The sequence below is a fragment of the Pseudoalteromonas sp. 19-MNA-CIBAN-0066 genome, assembly GCF_040308705.1.
Classification (GTDB): domain Bacteria; phylum Pseudomonadota; class Gammaproteobacteria; order Enterobacterales; family Alteromonadaceae; genus Pseudoalteromonas; species Pseudoalteromonas nigrifaciens.
Genome location: NZ_JBEONZ010000010.1, coordinates 57,457 through 76,123, shown reverse-complemented (window position 1 = coordinate 76,123; position 18,667 = coordinate 57,457). Strand labels below are relative to the sequence as shown.

The following is an 18,667-nucleotide window of genomic DNA, read 5'->3' as shown; positions in this document are numbered from 1 at the left end:
CAGCATATTCTGCTGAATTTTAATTAGAATGCACGCCTTACACCAACGAATATTTAGTGGTAATTAATTTTACCTTAAGTTTTAACACTCCTGAGGGTTGCTTATGTTATTCAATAGCGATTTGACAACGACTTGTCCAATTCGACAAAAAATCCGTGACTTCTACCGCATCGACGAAAATGCGGTTATCGATCATATTTTACCACTTGCTGAAGTAGGTGTTAAAGCACGAAGTCGTGCCTGGGAAAGAGCTCGCCAAATTGTTTTAAATATTCGTAAAGACCAAGATGGTCAAAGCGGTGTTGATGCACTATTAAATGAGTTTTCACTCTCTAGTGAAGAAGGCGTAGTATTAATGTGCTTAGCCGAAGCCCTGCTTCGCGTACCAGACAAAGCAACTCAAGACACATTAATTCGTGACAAATTAGCAAAAGGCGACTGGAGCTCTCATTTAGGCAGCAGCGATTCGTTATTTGTTAACGCATCGTCTTGGGGTCTATTAGTAACCGGTAAAATGGTTAACTACACAGATAAAACCAAAGAACAGCAATTTGGTATGCTTAAAAAAACCATAGGTCGTTTAGGCGAGCCTGTTATTCGTAAATCAGTAAACTTTGCGATGAAAATTATGGGTAAGCAATTCGTTATGGGTCGTACCATTGACGAAGCAATAGTACGTGCTGCCGATAAAGAACAAAAAGGCTATGTATATTCATACGACATGCTAGGCGAAGGCGCGCGCACCATGAAAGATGCGCAGCGTTACTTTGACAGTTACATGAACGCGATTCATGCTATTGGTAAAGCGGCAAATGGCCGTGGCCCAATAAAAAGCCCAGGCATTTCAGTTAAGCTTTCTGCTATTCATCCTCGTTATGAGTTTACGCATAAAGAACGCGTAATGGCCGAGATTGTGCCTAAGCTTAAAGAGCTTGCGCTAGCAGCTAAACAATATGATATTGGCTTTACTGTTGACGCTGAGGAAGCAGACCGTCTAGATATTTCTTTAGATGTAATTGAAGCGGTATTTAGTGATGACGACCTAGCAGGTTGGAACGGCTTTGGTTTAGCGGTTCAAGCGTATCAAAAACGCGCTATATTTGTAATTGAATGGCTAACTGAACTTGCAACCCGTGTGGGTCGCAAAATGATGGTGCGTTTAGTTAAAGGCGCTTATTGGGACACTGAAATAAAAACCACACAACAAGATGGTTTAGAGCATTTTCCGGTATTTACTCGCAAAGCAACCACCGACGTGTCTTATAAAGCGTGTGCCATGAAAATGCTCGAAGCACGTGATGTACTTTACCCACAGTTTGCTACCCATAATGCCTACTCAGCAGCAACTATATTAGAAGTGGCTAAAGGTGATAACACCGGTTTTGAATTCCAACGTTTACACGGTATGGGCGAATCTTTATTTGACCAAATTGTTACCGAGGAAAAAATTCAGTGCCGCGTATACGCACCAGTGGGCCAACACGAAGACCTGCTGGCTTACTTAGTACGCCGTTTATTAGAAAATGGTGCTAACTCATCGTTTGTTAATGCCATTGTAGATACCACTAAGCCAGTTGAGTCACTATTACCTGACCCGGTAGAAACACTGCAAGGTTTACGTAATAAATACAATACGCAAATTAAAATGCCAATTGACTTATATGGCGCCGAGCGTGCCAATTCAAAAGGCATGGATTTAACCGATATAAACGTGATCACTCCGTTTAAAGAAAACCTTGATCTGTGGTTTAACGAGCACTTAATTGAGCCAAGCCAAGTACCTGAGGGCTCTGTGGCAGTTAAAAACCCGGCAAACCACAAAGAAGTAATTGGCCATATAAAACTGCAATCTAGCGATGAAATGCAAATTTTGCTAGCCAACGCAGAAAGCGCTTTTGAATCATGGTCACAAACATCGGTAAAAGAACGTGCTAATTTATTACGCCGTGTTGCCGATATTTTAGAGCGTCATCATGACGAACTAGTGGCTATTTGTATTAAAGAAGCCGGTAAAATAGCTAAAGATGGTATTGATGAAGTACGCGAAGCGGTTGATTTTTGTCGTTACTACGCAGCCCGCGCTGAAGAGCTATCGCAAGATGAGCGCTTTGAAGCTCGTGGTGTTATTTTATGTATTAGCCCATGGAACTTCCCGCTAGCTATTTTCTTAGGCCAAGTAGCCGCTGCCATTGTGACTGGTAATACCGTTATTGCAAAACCAGCTGAGCAAACCAGCCTAATTGCGCTGCGTGCCATTGAACTTATGCTGTCGGTAGGTTTACCAGAGCATGTTGTGCAAGCGGTAATAGCCCGCGGTAGTGACGTAGGTAAAACAATTGTTCCGGATGAACGCGTTCAAGCAATTATGTTTACTGGCTCGACTGAAACAGGCACGCTTATTTCACAAACACTCGCGGCGCGTAGCGATATTCAAGTACCGTTAATTGCTGAAACAGGCGGCCAAAACTGTATGATCGTTGACTCAACAGCACTCCCTGAGCAAGTGGTTGACGATGTAATTAGTTCTGGTTTTCAAAGTGCTGGGCAACGCTGTTCAGCGTTACGTGTATTGTTTATTCAAGAAGACGTTGCCGATGGCATAATCGAAATGCTTAAAGGTGCACTGGCTGAGTTACATATAGGCGACCCATCGTTACTATCTACTGACGTAGGCCCGGTAATTGATGAAAAAGCATTGAAAAGCTTAAATGATCACGTTGAGTACTTAAAAGGTAATGCGACATTACATTACGAGTGTAAAATTCCAGATAACACAGTAAATGGTGCGTACTTCTTTGCTCCTCGTTTATACGAAATAAAAGACTTATCGGTACTTAAGCGCGAAGTATTCGGCCCATGTGTACATGTTATACGCTTTAAATCGAGCGAACTAGACAGTGTTATGGATCAAATAAACAACACAGGTTACGGCTTAACTATGGGCGTGCATTCGCGCATTGAAGAGCGCTGTGAATACCTAGCTAAAATGTCGCGTGCAGGTAACGTATACGTTAACCGTAATATGATTGGCGCTATTGTTGGTGTGCAACCATTTGGTGGCCGTGGTTTATCTGGTACTGGTCCTAAAGCCGGTGGCCCTAACTACTTACAACGTTTAGTAAAAGAAAAAGCATCACCAGAAAACGTGCAAATGACCAATCTAACGCCAGACGAGCTGGATTTACACCACTACAGCGGTGCAAACGAGCAAGTAGAAAAGCTAATGATTAACTCTATGCGCGATGAAAAAATTTGGCGCTCAACACCACTAAACGACCGTGTCTCTGCGGTGCGTCAATTGCTTGCTAAAATAGCCACAGTTGAAATTATTGACGACTTAGCAGACGATTTAGCACTAACACTTGCCGATGCACGTGCACAACTTAATCGCTTAGAAAAGCACATGCGTAAATTTACTACATTACCAGGGCCAACGGGTGAGTCTAATACATTGCATCTTGAAGCACGTGGTTGTGTTGTATGTTACGCCGATAAGAGCACATCGTTTAACTTTTGGGCATTATCGATCATTACTGCAATTGCTGCGGGTAATACGGTAATTACCGTGGCCTCTGAAATATTTTATGAAGAAGCGGTTGCCTTTAGAGATAAATTTATTGCCACCGGTGTTGCCGAAGGCGTGTTCCAAGTAGCTAAACCAAATCAGTTACAAGCTATATTGGCACATCCGCACTTAGCCGGCGCTGTTGTTGCAGCGCGCTCTTCTCGCTTTGGTTATTTCAGCCAGCAGCTAGCGCAGCGTAAAGGTGCTATTTTGCCAGTGATCAGCTCTGAATATTACGATACGCTTATTAAACGTTTAGTAACTGAAAAAACCATCAGTATAGATACAACGGCATCGGGTGGTAATACATCGCTGATGACGCTTGTTGAAGATGATGAGTAACTAGTTTAGCACTAATTACTTATTCGTATGAAAAGGCACCTTAGGGTGCCTTTTTTACTATGTTAATTGTAATATTTTTGTTACTTTAACCAGTAGAATACTTATATGAAGTGAATTAAATTGAAAGTCATTCCAATTTCGCAGTTATTACCTGGCATGTTTGTACAAAGCGTAACAAAGCAAACCGGACGTATAAAAATAAAAAGCCAAGGCTGGGTTAAAACTCAAGCCGGTATCGATAAATTAAAAAATGTCGGTATTTTAGAAGTTGAAATAGATCCAGATAAAACCCTCATCGAATCAGTGCCTGAAAAAGATCCAGCTAAGACACCTTCCCCTATAGCAAAGCGCGATCCTTGGCAAAAAACGCACAGTGCCGAGCAAGAAATGGGCAAAGCTAAAAAGCTTTACGATGAAGCTAAATCACTACAAATTAAAGCATTTAAAGATATAAAAGCAGGTAAAAATATAGACATAGCGCCTTTTAGAGAGCTTGCTAGTGGTTTTATGGATTCGGTATTTAGAAATCAAGATGCACTTGCATGTCTTACTCAAATGCGCCAAAAAGATGCCTACCTGTTAGAGCACTCTATTAATGTTTCTATTTTAATTAGTATTTTTGCCAAGCATTTAAATATAGATAAAAATATAATTGAACAGCTAACTACTGGCGCGCTACTGCATGATATTGGCAAAATAAAAATTCCCGATGCAGTACTCAATAAGCCAGGACGTTTTACTGATGAAGAATTTACAATAATGAAAAATCATGCGCGCTTTAGTAAAGAAATTTTACAAGCTGCAGGGCTCAAAGGTATAGCTGTTGATATTGCCGGTATGCACCATGAACGCTTAGATGGTAAAGGCTATCCGTTTGGTAAAAAAGGCGATGAAATAAGCCAGTATGTGCGTATGGCGTCAATTGTTGACGTGTATGATGCACTCACTGCTGAGCGCGTTTATAAAGCGGGCATGGAGCCGATAAAAGCCTTTAAAATATTAAAAGAAGGTTGCCCTGATAGTTTTGATAGTGAGTTATTAACTAAATTTATTCAGTGTATCGGTATTCACCCGGTAGGCACACTGGTTAAGCTCTCGAGTCAAAAAGTGGGACTGGTGACACAGAGCAACCCTGCCAGCCCACTAAAGCCCGTTGTTAAAACTTTCTATAGTGCAAAGCATGGGCGCTACACCCAAGTGCAAGACATAGATTTAGCACATAAAAAAAGCCAAGATACGCTTGAGTCGGCAGTTAAAACTAACGAATACAATATTGACTTACAACGCTTTTATAAAAATTCAATTTTACCCTAATTAGCCGCTATTGCGGCCAATCTTGTAGCGCCTTTAAGCTAAATTCGTAGCCGTCAAAATCAAGTACGCTTTGCTCTGGTGTTATTTCTCGCACTGTTAATGCACCTATACTATCGCCCTCAAAAAGCTCGCGACCATTGAGCTTGATCCAACGCTTATCGAGTGCAGACGAATATATATGCGCCTGATATTTAAGTGGCGGTAACATGGCTTGTAATCCATCTGGCAACAGCTCTATTGGTTGCACGCGTGATGAGCTGCGCGTTGCTTGCGTTACTTCGTAGTTTTGTGTTTTTTCTGTATCTTGAATAGCTTGATCAAAAGCTGTTTCTAGTAATGTTGGGCTCTTTCCAAGCGCAGGTCTTTTAGTTTGTTGTGCTGTAGAGCCTTGCGAATCGAGCGGTTTACCAAGCACTTTATACTTACTTAAATCAAGCGATGCCGATGAAGGCATATTTGTTTGAGGTTGCTGCCCAGCTGCTTGTGTTGCCTGGTTATTCGTTTGATTGAAGCTAGGTTGATTATAATGTGGTTGTGAATATCCCTGCTGATTAATTGCGCCTTGCGCATACGTACCCTGAGCAAAACTATTTTGCGGATTTAGGTTTTGCTGGAGTGTGGCTTGATTTTCCATTATTGGAATATATTGCCCTTGCGGCGTAAGTAACATTTGTACAATACCACTTGGGGTTTGTACATATACTAACTGCCCTTGAATGGAAGTTGCTGTATTTACTGCGTCTGGCGGGGCCGTTTTTGGCGCTGATGGTTGCGCCGCTAATACAGCTATGTTTTGCTCTGCACTTTGTAATTTTGCTGTATTATCTATATCCGATTTGGTTGTTATTGTTGGTTCTTTATCGGCATTAGTATTTTTTAATATTGCTGTAGTGCTAACTTGCTCATTATTACTATTAAATGAGCTGTTTTGTAGCCATTTTCCACTAACAAAACCACCAGCAACACTAAAGCTAACCGCTAAGCTGCCACCAATCACAAACGCCAAGCGGCGGTATCGCACTAGAGACTGTTGTTGTTTAGCCTGCTGTGCCTGTAAGTCATACTGCTCGGCGCTTATATCGGCTTGTTGCGATTGCTTTAACGCATCTAATAAATAAGACATTAATCACCTAACTATAAAATAAATGAAAGCCCTAAGCCTGCTGCAAATAAAGCAACAAAAGCAGAGCAATATAGCCAATATGGCACGGTTTTAGGTGGCGTATTATTAGCCGCAATAAAATCGGGTGGTAATGATTCCTGAGCAGATTTTTTTATAATCTCGCTATCTATTGTTAATTGCTGTTTTGCAAATGCCCCTACTAACGCCCGCTCACACACTAAGTTCATTAATCGTGGCACGCCACCGGTAAGTTGATGAACGCTTTGCATTGCTTCCAACGAAAAAATACCTTTATCACAGCCTGCAATATGTAAACGATGCTTAATGTATGCCACCGTTTGCCCTTGTGTTAAAGGTAGTAAGTGATAGCGAGCTGTTATACGTTGTGCAAGCTGCCTTAACTCATTTCGTTTTAATAATACTTGCAACTCAGGTTGCCCCACCAGCACTATTTGTAATAGCTTTTTATGATCGGTTTCTATGTTGGTTAGTAGCCGCAGTTGTTCTAGTACATCGGGGGCAAGTAACTGCGCTTCGTCAATAATAAGTATGGTATGCCCACCCGCTTTATTATTTGCTTCTAAGTGCTTTTTTATAACATCGGTAAGGCTTTTTAAACTCGCATTTTGTGCATCATAATTAATTTTAAGCTCATCACAAATACTCGCCAAGAGCTCAAGCTCTGATAATGCCGGATTATGGATCATCGCAACTTGAGTATTCTCTGGCAGTTTTTCTAGCATACTGCGAGTAATGGTTGTTTTACCGGTACCCACTTCGCCGGTTAATAATACAAAGCCGCCGTCTTCACCTAATCCATAGGTAAGGTGCGCTAACGCTTCTTTATGTCGCTCACTTAAAAACAAATAATGGGGGTTAGGCGAGATTGAAAAGGGTTTTTCATGCAAACCAAAATAGCTTAAATACACCTGAGTATTCCTTGGTAAATAAATCCCCCCCATAATGGCAAAAAAAGAGCCTTAGTGACAACACTCAGGCTCTTTTATTATTGAAATAACGTAAATTAATGTAAAAAACGCTGCTTTAAATTTAGCTGTGCATTTACTTATATTGGATTATTTTTCGTAACGCATTAAGCGCAAATAAACACTGCTGGTTTTAGCGTGCAAACTATTTAATCCACTGTCAAACTGATATACCCAAGCAGAGTTAATCGTGTTTACACCTGAGGTATTGGTCCAATAGTTTTGTAGCTTTGTGCCCAAAAACACCGATTCGTTAATACTTGGCTCTGTACATCTGTGTTCAATAATACTTGCTAACTCTTTAATATTTGGTACTTGCCAGTCATTATAACTTGCCGTTGTATCGTTAACTGCGCCTCGCAATGCAGTTTGCCAGGTTAATGATGGTGTAGAGCCTTCGCATGTTGCTGTAGCATTGTTATACACTTGTCCGTAACTACAACGCTGCCACATTAAACCTGTTTTGCTATCTGACACTGTGCCATCGGGATTTATTGTAAATCGCTCTGTTGGTGTTGTTTGCGTAACAGAGTCATAACAAACCCCAGCAATTACGTTAAAGCTTAAACTCATTGCCGCAAATGTAGTTATTAATTTAAATTTCATATACTTCCCCTAACGGCTTCTAACTAAACGAACATAAGCAGTCTTACTTTTTGGATAAGCAAGGTCATTACCATCGCTCATATCTATAATATAAGCTTGCGATAAACTGGTGCCATCAACCGCTGTTTGAGAGGTCCAATAACGCAAGTGACCCAGTAAACTAACCGCAGGCGTATTAGGGAAAATACTCTTATCTATTAATACATTTTGCCCTTGCTTGCCATAATCTACTAAGCTTAGTAGCTCGGTGTAAGTAGGTACTCGCCAATTTGTGCCACCACAAAAATCTAACGCATTTACTTCTTGTATATAGCTTTGCAATCCGCAATCGGTATTACTTGGGCAACTAGAGTTGGCTGCGCCTCTTGCTCCGCCTACCTGAGGAATAGCAGATTCAGTAAGGTACCATGTGTAATGATTTTGCCCATCGCGTAATGTAGTGTTAGGTACCACACCTGACACAGGGCTTTTAACCTCCCACACTAAACCGGTTACGTTGTCGCGAATACAACTAAAATTTTGTGCGTCATCAGCCACTTCATCGGCAAACTCATTTAGTTTGGTGTAATCAAACGCTAAATTACCTTGCCCTACTTTGGCTAAACGATTCGCAAAGCTGTCTCGACCAAGTTCAGCATCTTGATTTGGAAAATCTTTACTAACACAGTTTATACGTTGAGTATTGTTGTAACACTCCCCTACACCTGTATCGTTTATTAACCCAAGCGCTTTAGGTGCAACATCTACAAATACACTATCGTTTGCGGTGCGCCCTTTTGAATCAGTAACCATTACTTCAAAGCTTAAAGTGGCGTTAGTGTCTATGTCTGAGGCATAAAAAGTAGTAATACATTGATTACTATTAGCTAATGTTTCCGCTTTTCCGGTTAGTTGTTGCCAGTCACATTTATAAGTACTGGTTGCGGCAGCGCTGTTACTTGCATCTAAGGTTACTTTATCAAACTCGTTAACTTGCTGATCAGCCCCGGCATTGGCAATAACAACTTGCGCTGTTTTATTTAAAGTCATGTCATATTCAGAGGTTGACTCTCCCCCTTCATCATCGGTAACCGTTAATGACCACTTTAAATTTGTATGGTTTTCAAGCAGTGGATGGCTAAAGCTTAAGGTAGAATTAGTAAAACTATTAATATTGAGGGCTGGTCCTGATATTAATTGCCACAAGTAGCTATTAATTTGACCATTTGTATCTGGATCTGTTGAGTCTGCTGCGCTTAGCGTTACGGTATCGTTATAAACCGATGGCAATACTTGCGGTGCTGTTTGAGTAATTACAGCTTGGGGTAATTGATTGTTTGAAGTAATAAAAATACTAATATCGTCATGTACTAAACCACCACCGGTTGTTTGATAGCTTACTCTGAGCACCAGTTCACTGTCTGCCTTTACATCTGGCGCGGTAATAGTTTGCACTGCACCATCGAGCGGAAATCCATCAACAATGGGGCCGCTTACGCGCTGCCAAGTAAACGTACCCTCGGTAGGTGAGCCTTTTGCAGTAATAGTAAAATCGGTTTTTTCAATAATTTGCAAATCGTTACCTGCAAATACTGAAGCTTGAGTGTTATCACCATCATCAGAGCTCCCCCCACCTCCGCATGCAACCAATAGCCCACACGACAATAACGGGATTAACGCAATTGCTCTCATACTAAGCACCTTTTTATATCAAAAAATAATTAATAATTATTTAAAGCAATAAAAGTGCCACTAAGTACTATAAATAACTATCTTGATGAATACGTACAAATAACTTAGTACCTATTTTACTGTAATCAACCTTGTATTCCCGCCCATCAAGGGCTTGAATAAATAACAATCGTTTTTCTTCGCCAAACACATCGGCGCTACCAACATAAACAACTTCTAAGTAACGCTCTTTTGCGTCACGGCGGTTTTTTGGCAGCTCTTCTTTAAATGGTTCTAAGCCATTTTGGGTCACTTTAATTCGAGGGTGGATCTCAGAATTAACAATGACTAAATCAAGTTTTTTGTCTTTATGTATTATGGTATTACGACCACTTTTTAAAAAAGCTCTTTCTTGGCTCATTATTATTCCTACTGCCGCGTTTTAATTACTTACTTGCGACGCTATAAATTTAAGGGGGTCGCGCTGCCATGCATTTAAGTTAGCACTAAATTCCCAAATATTTCTATCTAATACACTCGCTGGTAATAATAGCTCATAGCCTGTTAGTAACTGCAAATGCTTAGCCCTGTTGGCAAACATTGCTATTAACCCATTATAGCTAATTCCATTTTTAGATCTATATTGTGTATCCTCTACCAGCCATTCTGATGGGCAATCGCCATTTTTGCAATTCTTTTGAATTAGTTGCATAAATAAATGACGCTGCTCTATCAATAATTTCCCTGCGATTCTTGGGGCTAAACCCGTTAAAAACTCATCCATATCGTTTACCTTAATTCCTACCACGTTAAGCTCTAAGTGCTCAAGCCCTACTGCTATTTTGGGTATTCCGCTTGATTTAAAATTACTATGAGCTAAATGCCAAACACCATATTTGTGCTGATAAGTTAACTGCTCAGTGGTTAACACTAAGCTATAAAATGGCTCTTGGGTTTTAAAAAAACCAATTGTTATTGCTGCAATACACAAACTAACTAAAAAAATTTCTAGAATGCTAATTTCACCAGGGCGTAATAAATTAAACAGCATAATAAATAACAAACCAATCGCACCAACAATTAATACTTCTATGCCATGCTTAGCTCCCTGCGCACGATACTTAATTTGCATAGCGTTAAACTCATCCATATTGATAATAAACACTGTAAAAAATGAACATAATAATGCCCCACAATGCTATTTTTCTGAGCATTAAACATTTTTTGCACGACGTATTTAACTTCATAAAATACCTTTTAAAGCTCAAGCATGAGTTTATTTAATTAATTATTATAACTTTTACGCTTAATTCACAAATTAATGGGACATAATACCGCCTTTTCTCGGTGTTATTTCGTACAATAGTTATAATTTATTTTTTGGTATTAAAGCAATGTACTCAAGACAATCAGGTAGAGCTCTTTTTCCATTTATTATTACGCTACTCGTAATATTTAGCGTTTATTTATATTTACCCGCTAGCCAAGGTGAACAAGCAGATTTTTCACAAATGGCCACGCAAGTGTCTGCTCACACTGTTACCTCGCAAGAAAATGCAGTAATGATTGAAGCTATTGGTAGCGCTCGCGCTAACCAAGCTGTATATATTACCAGCGCACAAAGTGATTACGTGACTAATATTTTCTTTGAAGATGGCGACCTAGTTAGCAAAGGCCAAAAGCTAGTACAACTGCAAAGCCAACAAGAACAAATTGCTGTAAAAGAGCTAAATATTAATTTACGCGAAGAAAAACGCCAACTCGATAGACTTACCGAACTTTCACGTTCTCAGTCAACAGCAAAATCGTTACTTGAAGAGCAATTATCACGAGTTGATGCCACCCAAGCACAATTAGAAAGTGCTAAAACCAAGCTAGCTGAAATGACCATTACCGCGCCATTTTCTGGCATGTTGGGCAAGCGTGAAATATCGATTGGTGCCTATGTAAATAACAGTTCAATTATTACCACCCTCGATGACATAAGTATCATTAAAGTAGACTTTAAAGTACCTGAAAAATATTTAGCGCAATTAGCTACCGGTATGAAAGTGCTCACTCAAAATGATGCTTATCCAGATCAAACCTTTATCGGTAAAGTAACGCATATTAGTTCGCGTATTGACTCGGTAACCCGTAGCGTAGAAGTAACCGCCAGCTTTGCAAATAATTCAGGTTTGCTTCGCCCTGGTATGCTACTTAAAACAGCGTTAGAGCTAAGTAGTAACCAAGCATTAATGGTTCCAGAAAAAGCAATTATTCCGCTACAAGACAAACATTACGTATTTCAAATTTTGGACGGTGTTGCTAATCGTGTTGAAGTGCATATTGCGAGCAGAAATAACGGCTGGGTTGCTGTTGATGAAGGCTTAACCGATGGTGAGCAAATTATAACTGAAGGGCTAATAAAAATTCGCTCTGGCAGTAAAGTTAGCGTGAAGGGATAACCCGTGAAAATTACCGATATTAGCGTTAAACGCCCTGTTTTTGCGATTGTAATAAACCTACTTTTACTCACCTTTGGGCTCGTTGCTTTTAGCATGCTGCCACTGCGTGAGTACCCTGATATTGAAACACCTATTGTTAATATTAGTACCGAATATACTGGTGCTTCTGCAGAGATTATAGAAACCAAAATAACCCAAGTCATCGAAAATCGTATATCGGGTATTGAAGGCATTAAAAGTATTAACTCATCGAGCCGTAATGGCCGCTCAAATATTACGATTGAGTTTGATATTAAGCGCGATATAGATGCTGCATCTAACGATGTGCGTGAACGTGTTGCCCGCGCCGCAGATAGCCTACCTGAACAAGTTCGCCCGCCTGAGGTGTCTAAGTCTAACAGCGATGAAAGCCCTATTGTATGGTTTGTGCTAAACAGCGAAACCATGAACTCAATGCAATTATCTGATTACGCACAGCGTTTTATTGTTGATCGCCTAGCCGTAGTTGATGGTGTGTCTAACGTACGCATTGGTGGTGAGCGAAAATACGCCATGAAAATTTGGCTAAACCGCCAAGCAATGGCTGCTCGCGGTATTACTGCGAGCGATATAGAACAAACACTACGCACCGAAAACGTAGAGTTACCCGCTGGCGAAATTGAATCGGTTGACCGTGACTTTACTGTACGTACAGCCCGCAGTTATAAAGATCAGCGCGACTTTCAAAACCTAGTAATAAAACGCGGTGATGACGGTTACCTAGTACGCTTAAGTGAAGTGGCTGATGTACACCTAGAAGCCGCCGATGACGAGAGTTTATTTCGGGGTAATGGCCGCAATATGATTGGTTTAGGCATTGTAAAGCAAGCTAAAGCCAACACCTTAACTGTGGTTGATAACGCCCGCGCCGAACTTGAAAAAATAAAACGTAACCTACCCGAAGGAACCACTATAGAGGATAGTTACGACTCATCTATTTTTATAAAAGAATCGATTAATGAGGTATACAGCACCCTTGCTATTTCTATGGGCTTAGTTGTATTAATTATTTTTATATTTTTAGGTAATATTCGTGCCACCTTAATCCCTGCAGTTACTGTGCCGGTGGCGTTAGTGGGTAGTTTTATGTTTTTACTCGCTATGGGTTATTCCATTAACTTACTTACTTTACTTGCACTGGTACTAGCAATCGGCTTAGTGGTTGATGATGCCATTGTTATGTTAGAAAACATTCATCGCCGCATAGAGCTTGGCGAGCCTCCTTTATTGGCCGCTTATAGAGGCGCGCGCGAAGTGGGCTTTGCAATTATTGCCACCACTTTAGTGCTTATTTCGGTATTTGTACCCTTAGTATTTATGGATGGCCGTATTGGTGCTTTATTTACTGAATTTGCTATGGCGGTAAGTGCCGCAGTGTTTTTCTCAAGTATTACAGCACTTACTCTTTCACCTGCGTTATGTTCTAAAGTATTAAAAGCCTCTGAAAAAGAAAGTAAATTTAGCCAGTCGATGAACCGCTTTTTTGCTAAGGTAGAGCTTAGTTATCGTAACTCACTTGCCTCTAACATGACCCGCAAATGGGGCTTAATGATCAGCTTATTATTAGCTGGCTTTGTTAGTTATTCATTATTTACTCAAATACCGTCTGAGCTAACACCTAAAGAAGACCGTGGTACCTTTTTTGTTATGATGAGTGGCCCTGAAGGCGCCAGTTATGAGAACAATGCCGCTAACATGAGTAAAATTGAAGATCGCTTAATGCCTTACTCTGAATCTGGCGAGCTAAGCCGCGTACTCGTGCGCGTACCAGGCTGGGGCGGCAGTGGCGGTGTAGCAATTGTAGGTATGGCCGATTGGGACAAACGCCAACGTTCTACCTGGGAAATAATGGACGAAATAAGCACTAAACTGCAGGAAGTTACCGACGTGCGAGCCTTTGCTATTATGCGCCGTGGCATTGGCGGCGGTGGTTCATCACGCCCAATCGAGTTTGTACTACAAGGTAACGATTACGCACAACTAGCCGATTGGCGCGACCGTATTATAGAGCGCGCTGAGAAAAATCCAGGACTGGTTAGAATCGATCATGATTACAAAGAAACATTCCCACAGTTTTTAGTCAGCATAGATAAAAACAAAGCGGCCGATTTAGGCATTTCAGTATCTGATGTAGGGCGTACACTCGAAACCATGCTAGGTCAGCGTCGTGTTACTACTTTTATAGATCGCGGCGAAGAGTACGACGTTATTTTAAAAGGCACTAAAGAAGACTTTGCCAACCCTACTGATATATCAAACATTTATCTTAAATCACGCAGTGGCGAGCTAGTCCCGCTTGATAGTTTAATTAGCTTAAAAGAAGAAGCTACCGCATCGCGCTTAAACCGCTACAACCGTATGCGTGCAATTACCTTAAGCGCCAACTTAGCCGATGGTTATACACTTGAGCAAGCACTTAACTTTTTAAACAAAGTGGCCATGGAAGAAAACGACATAGATGGCGCGATTGACTACAAAGGCGAATCGCAGTTGTTTTATGAAGGTGCTTCGGCCATGACCTACGTGTTTATTTTAGCACTTACGGTTACCTTTTTAGTACTAGCGGCACAGTTTGAAAGCTTTATGCACCCATTTGTAATAATGCTTACCGTACCCCTTGGCTTAATGGGTGCTATGTTTGGCTTGTGGGCCACAGGACTTACGCTCAATATTTACAGCCAAATAGGTATTGTGATGCTCATAGGGTTAAGTGCTAAAAACGGCATATTAATTGTTGAGTTTACTAACCAACTACGCGACAAAGGCGTAGAGTTTAGCGAAGCTATTTTACAAGCCGCTACGCAGCGCCTACGCCCTATTATTATGACCTCATTAACCACTGTAATGAGTGCGGTACCTCTGGTTTTAGCCTCGGGCCCGGGTGCTGAAAGCCGTATGGTAATTGGTGTTGTAGTGTTTACCGGTGTTGTTGTATCAACCCTACTGACTCTGTTTGTAGTACCTGCTGCTTACTATGCACTTGCGCGCAATACACAGTCACCTGAGTTTTTGCAGCAAAAACTTGATAAACAAGCCGCTAAAAAGCCATTCGAAGAGATCTAACCTCCTAATAGCGTCGTAACCTTGTTGTTACGACGCTTTAGACTTATGCTCTGCATAATCTAAACTTACAGCTATTTTGGAGTATTTATGAGTTCAACAACGCAAGTCGCTACCTTTGGTGGCGGCTGTTTTTGGTGTATAGACGCCGCATTTAGACGAGTGAACGGCGTATTAAATGTAAGCTCGGGTTACACTGGTGGCAACACAGACACTCCTACCTATAAATCAGTATGCTCAGGCACTAGCGGCCATGCAGAAGTAGTGCAAATTGAATTTGACGACACTATTATTAGTTTTGAAGTATTACTAGCAATGTTTTTCACTTTGCACGATGCCACCCAGCTCAACCGCCAAGGTAACGATATAGGCACACAATACCGCAGTGTTGTGTATTATCACAACCAAACACAGCTAACACTTACTAACGCGGTGATCGCTCAATTACAAAACCAGGTAAGCGAGCCAATAGTGACTGAGGTTAGCCCTGCCACCACGTATTATCCAGCAGAGCATTACCATCAAGATTATTACAACGAAAATCCAAACCAAGGCTATTGCAGTGTTTTAATTGCCCCTAAATTGCATAAATTCGAAACCGAATTTAAAGAGTTTTTAGCTGATTAAACCCATTTTGTAACGCACAAAAAAGCTCGCTAATTTAGCGAGCTTTTAAGTTTAAGCTACGTAGCACATATTAAAACTGGTATGCAGCACCAATAAATAAGCGTCGGTCAGCGGTGTTATAGTAATAAAATTCATCATTTATATAATCGCCATCTAAATCAATACCATAGGCATCAACTTCATCGTACTGCTTATCAAACAGGTTTTCGACCCGTAAAGAAAAGCTTAACTGCTCAGTTGCTTGATAGTTACCGACTAGGTTCCATAATGTATATGAAGATAAATCAGTTAATTTACCTTTCCTATCGCCACGATACTGCAAATCGATACCCGCATCAAAATCTCCCCACCCTTTATTTAAAGACCAGTTAAAGGTATTTTTTGATACATAAGCTAACTCTTGGCCCGTTTCTAAATCTTCTGCAGATAAGTAAGTGAAGTTAAATGCATGCTCAAAACCCATTAGTTGTTGCGAAAAGCTAAACTCAATGCCTTCATGGCGCGCTTCATTTATATTTGTTGGCTGCCAAGGGCCTGCAGGTGTTGGTGCCCACGCTATTTTATTGTCAAAATCATTACGGAAAATAGACACTTCTAAAGCAATATCTTGATAACTTAACAACAAACCTAATTCTTTATTCTCAGACGTTTCTGGTTTTAGGTCTGGGTTACCTGAACCTGGAAAATAAATATCATTAAAGGTAGGCGATTTAAAGCCCGTGCTTTGACTTGCTCTAAACGTAGCAAACTTATTTAAATGATAACCTACCGCTGCTGTATACGTGGTTTTATCACCAAATTGTTGGTCATGATCTTGGCGAACTGCGATATTAGCTAAAACCGTATTATCATCGTAATACGCACCTAAAAAGCCAGCAAAAACCTCACGGCTATCTTTATCATAATTACCTGCGTTGGTTTCGATTTTATCTTTGTACCAGTTCAAGCCACCATTAATATTAAGCTCATCTGAGACAATATACTGCCCAGTATAATCAATTTGATTTCGCTTAGTTTCGTACATACTAACCACACCTTCACTGGTGTTATCTTGGCTATCGCTAGAAAATGCGAATGCTATATGGTGTAGTTGATTTTCGTAGCTTTTCTTCCACCCTAATGATACTTGGTAGTTTTCAAAATCATTACTTTCATCACTGCTGTCTGCTGCACTGTACTGATTATCATAACGAGCATAACCTTCATTATACTGAGTTTGTACGGTTAGCTTGCCTAAATAGTCATCGTTATAAGCGATATTGAAGCCAATATTTTTGTTCTCATAAGCGTCTTCATCTGGTGCATGGTTTTGCAGTACATCAAAACCATCGGTTTTTTCAATTCCAGCGTTAAATGATGCACTTAAATCATTTATATTTGTTCCACCCGCCATTTGGTAGCTTTGATAAGCATTGCTGCCAAAAGTAGCATCTAAGCGAATATTATCAGCTTTACGAGTAATAATATTAATCACCCCAGCTAAGGCATCTGAGCCATAAACAGCAGCGCGAGAACCTTTAACAACTTCAATACGCTCAATAGTATTAAGGGCAATATTACTAATACCTTTATAGCCAAGAGTAGCCGAGCCAACTCTAACACCATCAATTAAAATAAGGGTATGGCGTGAACTTGAACCGCGTAGCGAAACACCTGAATTTTGGCCAAAGCCACCATTTGAGTTAATTTGAAAACCAGCTTGAGAAGCCAACAAACTAGGTAAGTCTCGCACATTACTTTTTTCAATATCAGCACGGTCAATTACGCTAACACTGGCCAGCACATTACTAATAGGTTGTTCGAATTTATTAGCTGTAACGGTAATTTTTTCGATTGGTTGCACTGTTGCAGATACTGAAAATGAAAGTGCAGCCGAAATTGCCACACCTAGAGCGATTTTATTTAACATGATGTCCCCTACCTTTGCCCACCGCAAAGATGTTAATAAGTAAGATTACTTCAAGGCCGGTCTCCGGACTCAGTCAACACTATAATAGCTGCTAATACTTTACCGTTGCGGGGGCAGTGTTGGGGTTGTTATCGTCTTGAAAACGCACCAACTTCCCGATTATCTTGCTGTTAATTTCAATACTTTGAAACGTATACAAAGGTATTAAGCAAGCACCTTGAAAATAGGTCGCTATTGTGAGTATTTTGTTTATAAATGTCAATAGACGTCTATATAGCCAAAGTTTAATTTTTAACGATATAAACCCTCAACAATCACTGTAAAAGAGTTAGATTACATACCAAGCTACTAATAGCAAAAAAGCCAAACTTCATTGCTGTAGCTTGGCTTTTTTAACGCAAATTTTTAAAAATTAGTCTCCTAATCTCTATAATATCTGTAATCTGTTTTATTAATCGCGGAAGTTTTTAAACTGAAATGGCTGGCCTAAATCGGCGCTGCGTACTACTTGCATAGCTTCTTGAAGATCATCTCGCTTTTTACCCGTTACGCGTACTTCTTCGCCTTGAATGGCGGCTTGTACTTTAACTTTTGAATCTTTAATGGCTTTAACTATTTTTTTAGCCATCTCTTTTTCAATACCTTGCTTTAAACCAACGTTACGAAAAACATTTTTACCCGCTCGGCTAATATCTTGCAATTCAAGGCTTGATACATCCATACCACGCTTAGAAATTTTACTCGCTAAAATATCAAATAATTGTATAACCTGAGAGTCAGCTTCGGCTTTAAGCTTAATTACTTTATCATTTAGCTCAATCGATGCATCAACTCCCCTAAAGTCAAAGCGAGTTTCTAGTTCACGGTTTGCATTATCAACTGCGTTTTTAGCTTCGTTCATTTCTACTTCAGATACAATATCAAATGAAGGCATTGATTTCTCCTAACTATTTTATCTTAATTTTATACTTAATTTATTAAAGCGATTATAACGCTAAA

13 protein-coding genes and 1 riboswitch are annotated in these 18,667 nt (G+C 40.3%); of the genes, 5 read left to right on the top strand and 8 right to left on the bottom strand.

Translation table 11 applies throughout. The features are described 5' to 3' along the window. The first annotated feature begins 103 nt into the window (after nt 1–103). Both putA and AAEZ18_RS08365 read left to right on the top strand, forming a co-directional pair. The gene (gene putA, locus AAEZ18_RS08370) at nt 104–3,907 is read left to right on the top strand and encodes a bifunctional proline dehydrogenase/L-glutamate gamma-semialdehyde dehydrogenase PutA (RefSeq protein ID WP_179808038.1); all 3,804 of its coding nucleotides are present in this window, start codon (nt 104–106) and stop codon (nt 3,905–3,907) included. Between the two features lie 120 nt (nt 3,908–4,027). After that, nucleotides 4,028–5,221 (top strand): cyclic di-GMP phosphodiesterase, encoded by a 1,194-nt coding sequence (locus AAEZ18_RS08365; RefSeq protein ID WP_182677831.1) that lies wholly within the window; start codon nt 4,028–4,030, stop codon nt 5,219–5,221. A 7-nt stretch (nt 5,222–5,228) separates the two neighbouring features. Here AAEZ18_RS08365 and AAEZ18_RS08360 read toward each other — a convergent pair whose 3' ends face one another. The 6 genes from AAEZ18_RS08360 to AAEZ18_RS08335 all read right to left on the bottom strand — a co-directional run bounded on the left by AAEZ18_RS08360 (nt 5,229) and on the right by AAEZ18_RS08335 (nt 10,736). Beyond that, complete coding sequence (locus tag AAEZ18_RS08360) at nt 5,229–6,344, bottom strand: general secretion pathway protein GspB (RefSeq protein WP_182677833.1); 1,116 nt, start codon at nt 6,342–6,344, stop codon at nt 5,229–5,231. A gap of 11 nt (nt 6,345–6,355) precedes the next feature. After that, on the bottom strand, nt 6,356–7,273 hold the full coding sequence (locus AAEZ18_RS08355) for an ExeA family protein (RefSeq protein WP_089368647.1): 918 nt from the start codon (nt 7,271–7,273) through the stop codon (nt 6,356–6,358). A gap of 147 nt (nt 7,274–7,420) precedes the next feature. Next, a complete protein-coding gene (locus AAEZ18_RS08350) occupies nt 7,421–7,936 on the bottom strand; it encodes an Lcl C-terminal domain-containing protein (RefSeq protein ID WP_089368648.1) in 516 nt (171 codons plus the stop codon). A gap of 9 nt (nt 7,937–7,945) precedes the next feature. Next, nucleotides 7,946–9,607, bottom strand: a complete 1,662-nt coding sequence (locus AAEZ18_RS08345; protein ID WP_350594410.1) for an Lcl C-terminal domain-containing protein — start codon at nt 9,605–9,607, stop codon at nt 7,946–7,948. Between the two features lie 67 nt (nt 9,608–9,674). Then, a complete protein-coding gene (locus AAEZ18_RS08340) occupies nt 9,675–10,007 on the bottom strand; it encodes a hypothetical protein (protein ID WP_011328927.1) in 333 nt (110 codons plus the stop codon). Between the two features lie 21 nt (nt 10,008–10,028). Continuing rightward, a complete protein-coding gene (locus AAEZ18_RS08335; protein ID WP_179808032.1) occupies nt 10,029–10,736 on the bottom strand; it encodes a DUF2982 domain-containing protein in 708 nt (235 codons plus the stop codon). Between the two features lie 244 nt (nt 10,737–10,980). Between AAEZ18_RS08335 and AAEZ18_RS08330 the strand changes: the two genes are divergently transcribed. From AAEZ18_RS08330 to msrA, 3 genes are all read left to right on the top strand, one after another. After that, nucleotides 10,981–12,033: an efflux RND transporter periplasmic adaptor subunit gene (locus AAEZ18_RS08330; RefSeq protein ID WP_350594408.1), complete on the top strand. Its 1,053-nt coding sequence runs from the start codon at nt 10,981–10,983 to the stop codon at nt 12,031–12,033. 3 nt (nt 12,034–12,036) lie between these two features. Beyond that, nucleotides 12,037–15,135: an efflux RND transporter permease subunit gene (locus AAEZ18_RS08325; protein ID WP_089368652.1), complete on the top strand. Its 3,099-nt coding sequence runs from the start codon at nt 12,037–12,039 to the stop codon at nt 15,133–15,135. Between the two features lie 87 nt (nt 15,136–15,222). After that, a complete protein-coding gene (gene msrA / locus AAEZ18_RS08320) occupies nt 15,223–15,759 on the top strand; it encodes a peptide-methionine (S)-S-oxide reductase MsrA (protein WP_350594406.1) in 537 nt (178 codons plus the stop codon). Nucleotides 15,760–15,829: 70 nt separating this feature from the next. On the opposite strand, the gene AAEZ18_RS08315 is transcribed toward msrA, so the two are convergent. Both AAEZ18_RS08315 and AAEZ18_RS08310 read right to left on the bottom strand, forming a co-directional pair. After that, the gene (locus AAEZ18_RS08315; RefSeq protein ID WP_350594404.1) at nt 15,830–17,668 is read right to left on the bottom strand and encodes a TonB-dependent receptor domain-containing protein; all 1,839 of its coding nucleotides are present in this window, start codon (nt 17,666–17,668) and stop codon (nt 15,830–15,832) included. A gap of 37 nt (nt 17,669–17,705) precedes the next feature. Further along, a riboswitch (cobalamin riboswitch) is annotated at nt 17,706–17,870 on the bottom strand. Between the two features lie 249 nt (nt 17,871–18,119). Continuing rightward, nucleotides 18,120–18,602: a YajQ family cyclic di-GMP-binding protein gene (locus AAEZ18_RS08310; protein ID WP_011328934.1), complete on the bottom strand. Its 483-nt coding sequence runs from the start codon at nt 18,600–18,602 to the stop codon at nt 18,120–18,122. Nucleotides 18,603–18,667 lie beyond the last annotated feature (65 nt).

What these genes read in the sequence shown, in the direction of transcription:
- AAEZ18_RS08340 (WP_011328927.1), bottom strand. Translation starts at nt 10,007, where the DNA reads ATGAGCCAAGAAAGAGCTTTTTTAAAAAGTGGTCGTAATACCATAATA.
- AAEZ18_RS08345 (WP_350594410.1), bottom strand. Translation starts at nt 9,607, where the DNA reads ATGAGAGCAATTGCGTTAATCCCGTTATTGTCGTGTGGGCTATTGGTT.
- AAEZ18_RS08310 (WP_011328934.1), bottom strand. Translation starts at nt 18,602, where the DNA reads ATGCCTTCATTTGATATTGTATCTGAAGTAGAAATGAACGAAGCTAAA.
- AAEZ18_RS08360 (WP_182677833.1), bottom strand. Translation starts at nt 6,344, where the DNA reads ATGTCTTATTTATTAGATGCGTTAAAGCAATCGCAACAAGCCGATATA.
- AAEZ18_RS08335 (WP_179808032.1), bottom strand. Translation starts at nt 10,736, where the DNA reads ATGGATGAGTTTAACGCTATGCAAATTAAGTATCGTGCGCAGGGAGCT.
- putA (WP_179808038.1), top strand. Translation starts at nt 104, where the DNA reads ATGTTATTCAATAGCGATTTGACAACGACTTGTCCAATTCGACAAAAA.
- AAEZ18_RS08330 (WP_350594408.1), top strand. Translation starts at nt 10,981, where the DNA reads ATGTACTCAAGACAATCAGGTAGAGCTCTTTTTCCATTTATTATTACG.
- msrA (WP_350594406.1), top strand. Translation starts at nt 15,223, where the DNA reads ATGAGTTCAACAACGCAAGTCGCTACCTTTGGTGGCGGCTGTTTTTGG.
- AAEZ18_RS08350 (WP_089368648.1), bottom strand. Translation starts at nt 7,936, where the DNA reads ATGAAATTTAAATTAATAACTACATTTGCGGCAATGAGTTTAAGCTTT.
- AAEZ18_RS08315 (WP_350594404.1), bottom strand. Translation starts at nt 17,668, where the DNA reads ATGTTAAATAAAATCGCTCTAGGTGTGGCAATTTCGGCTGCACTTTCA.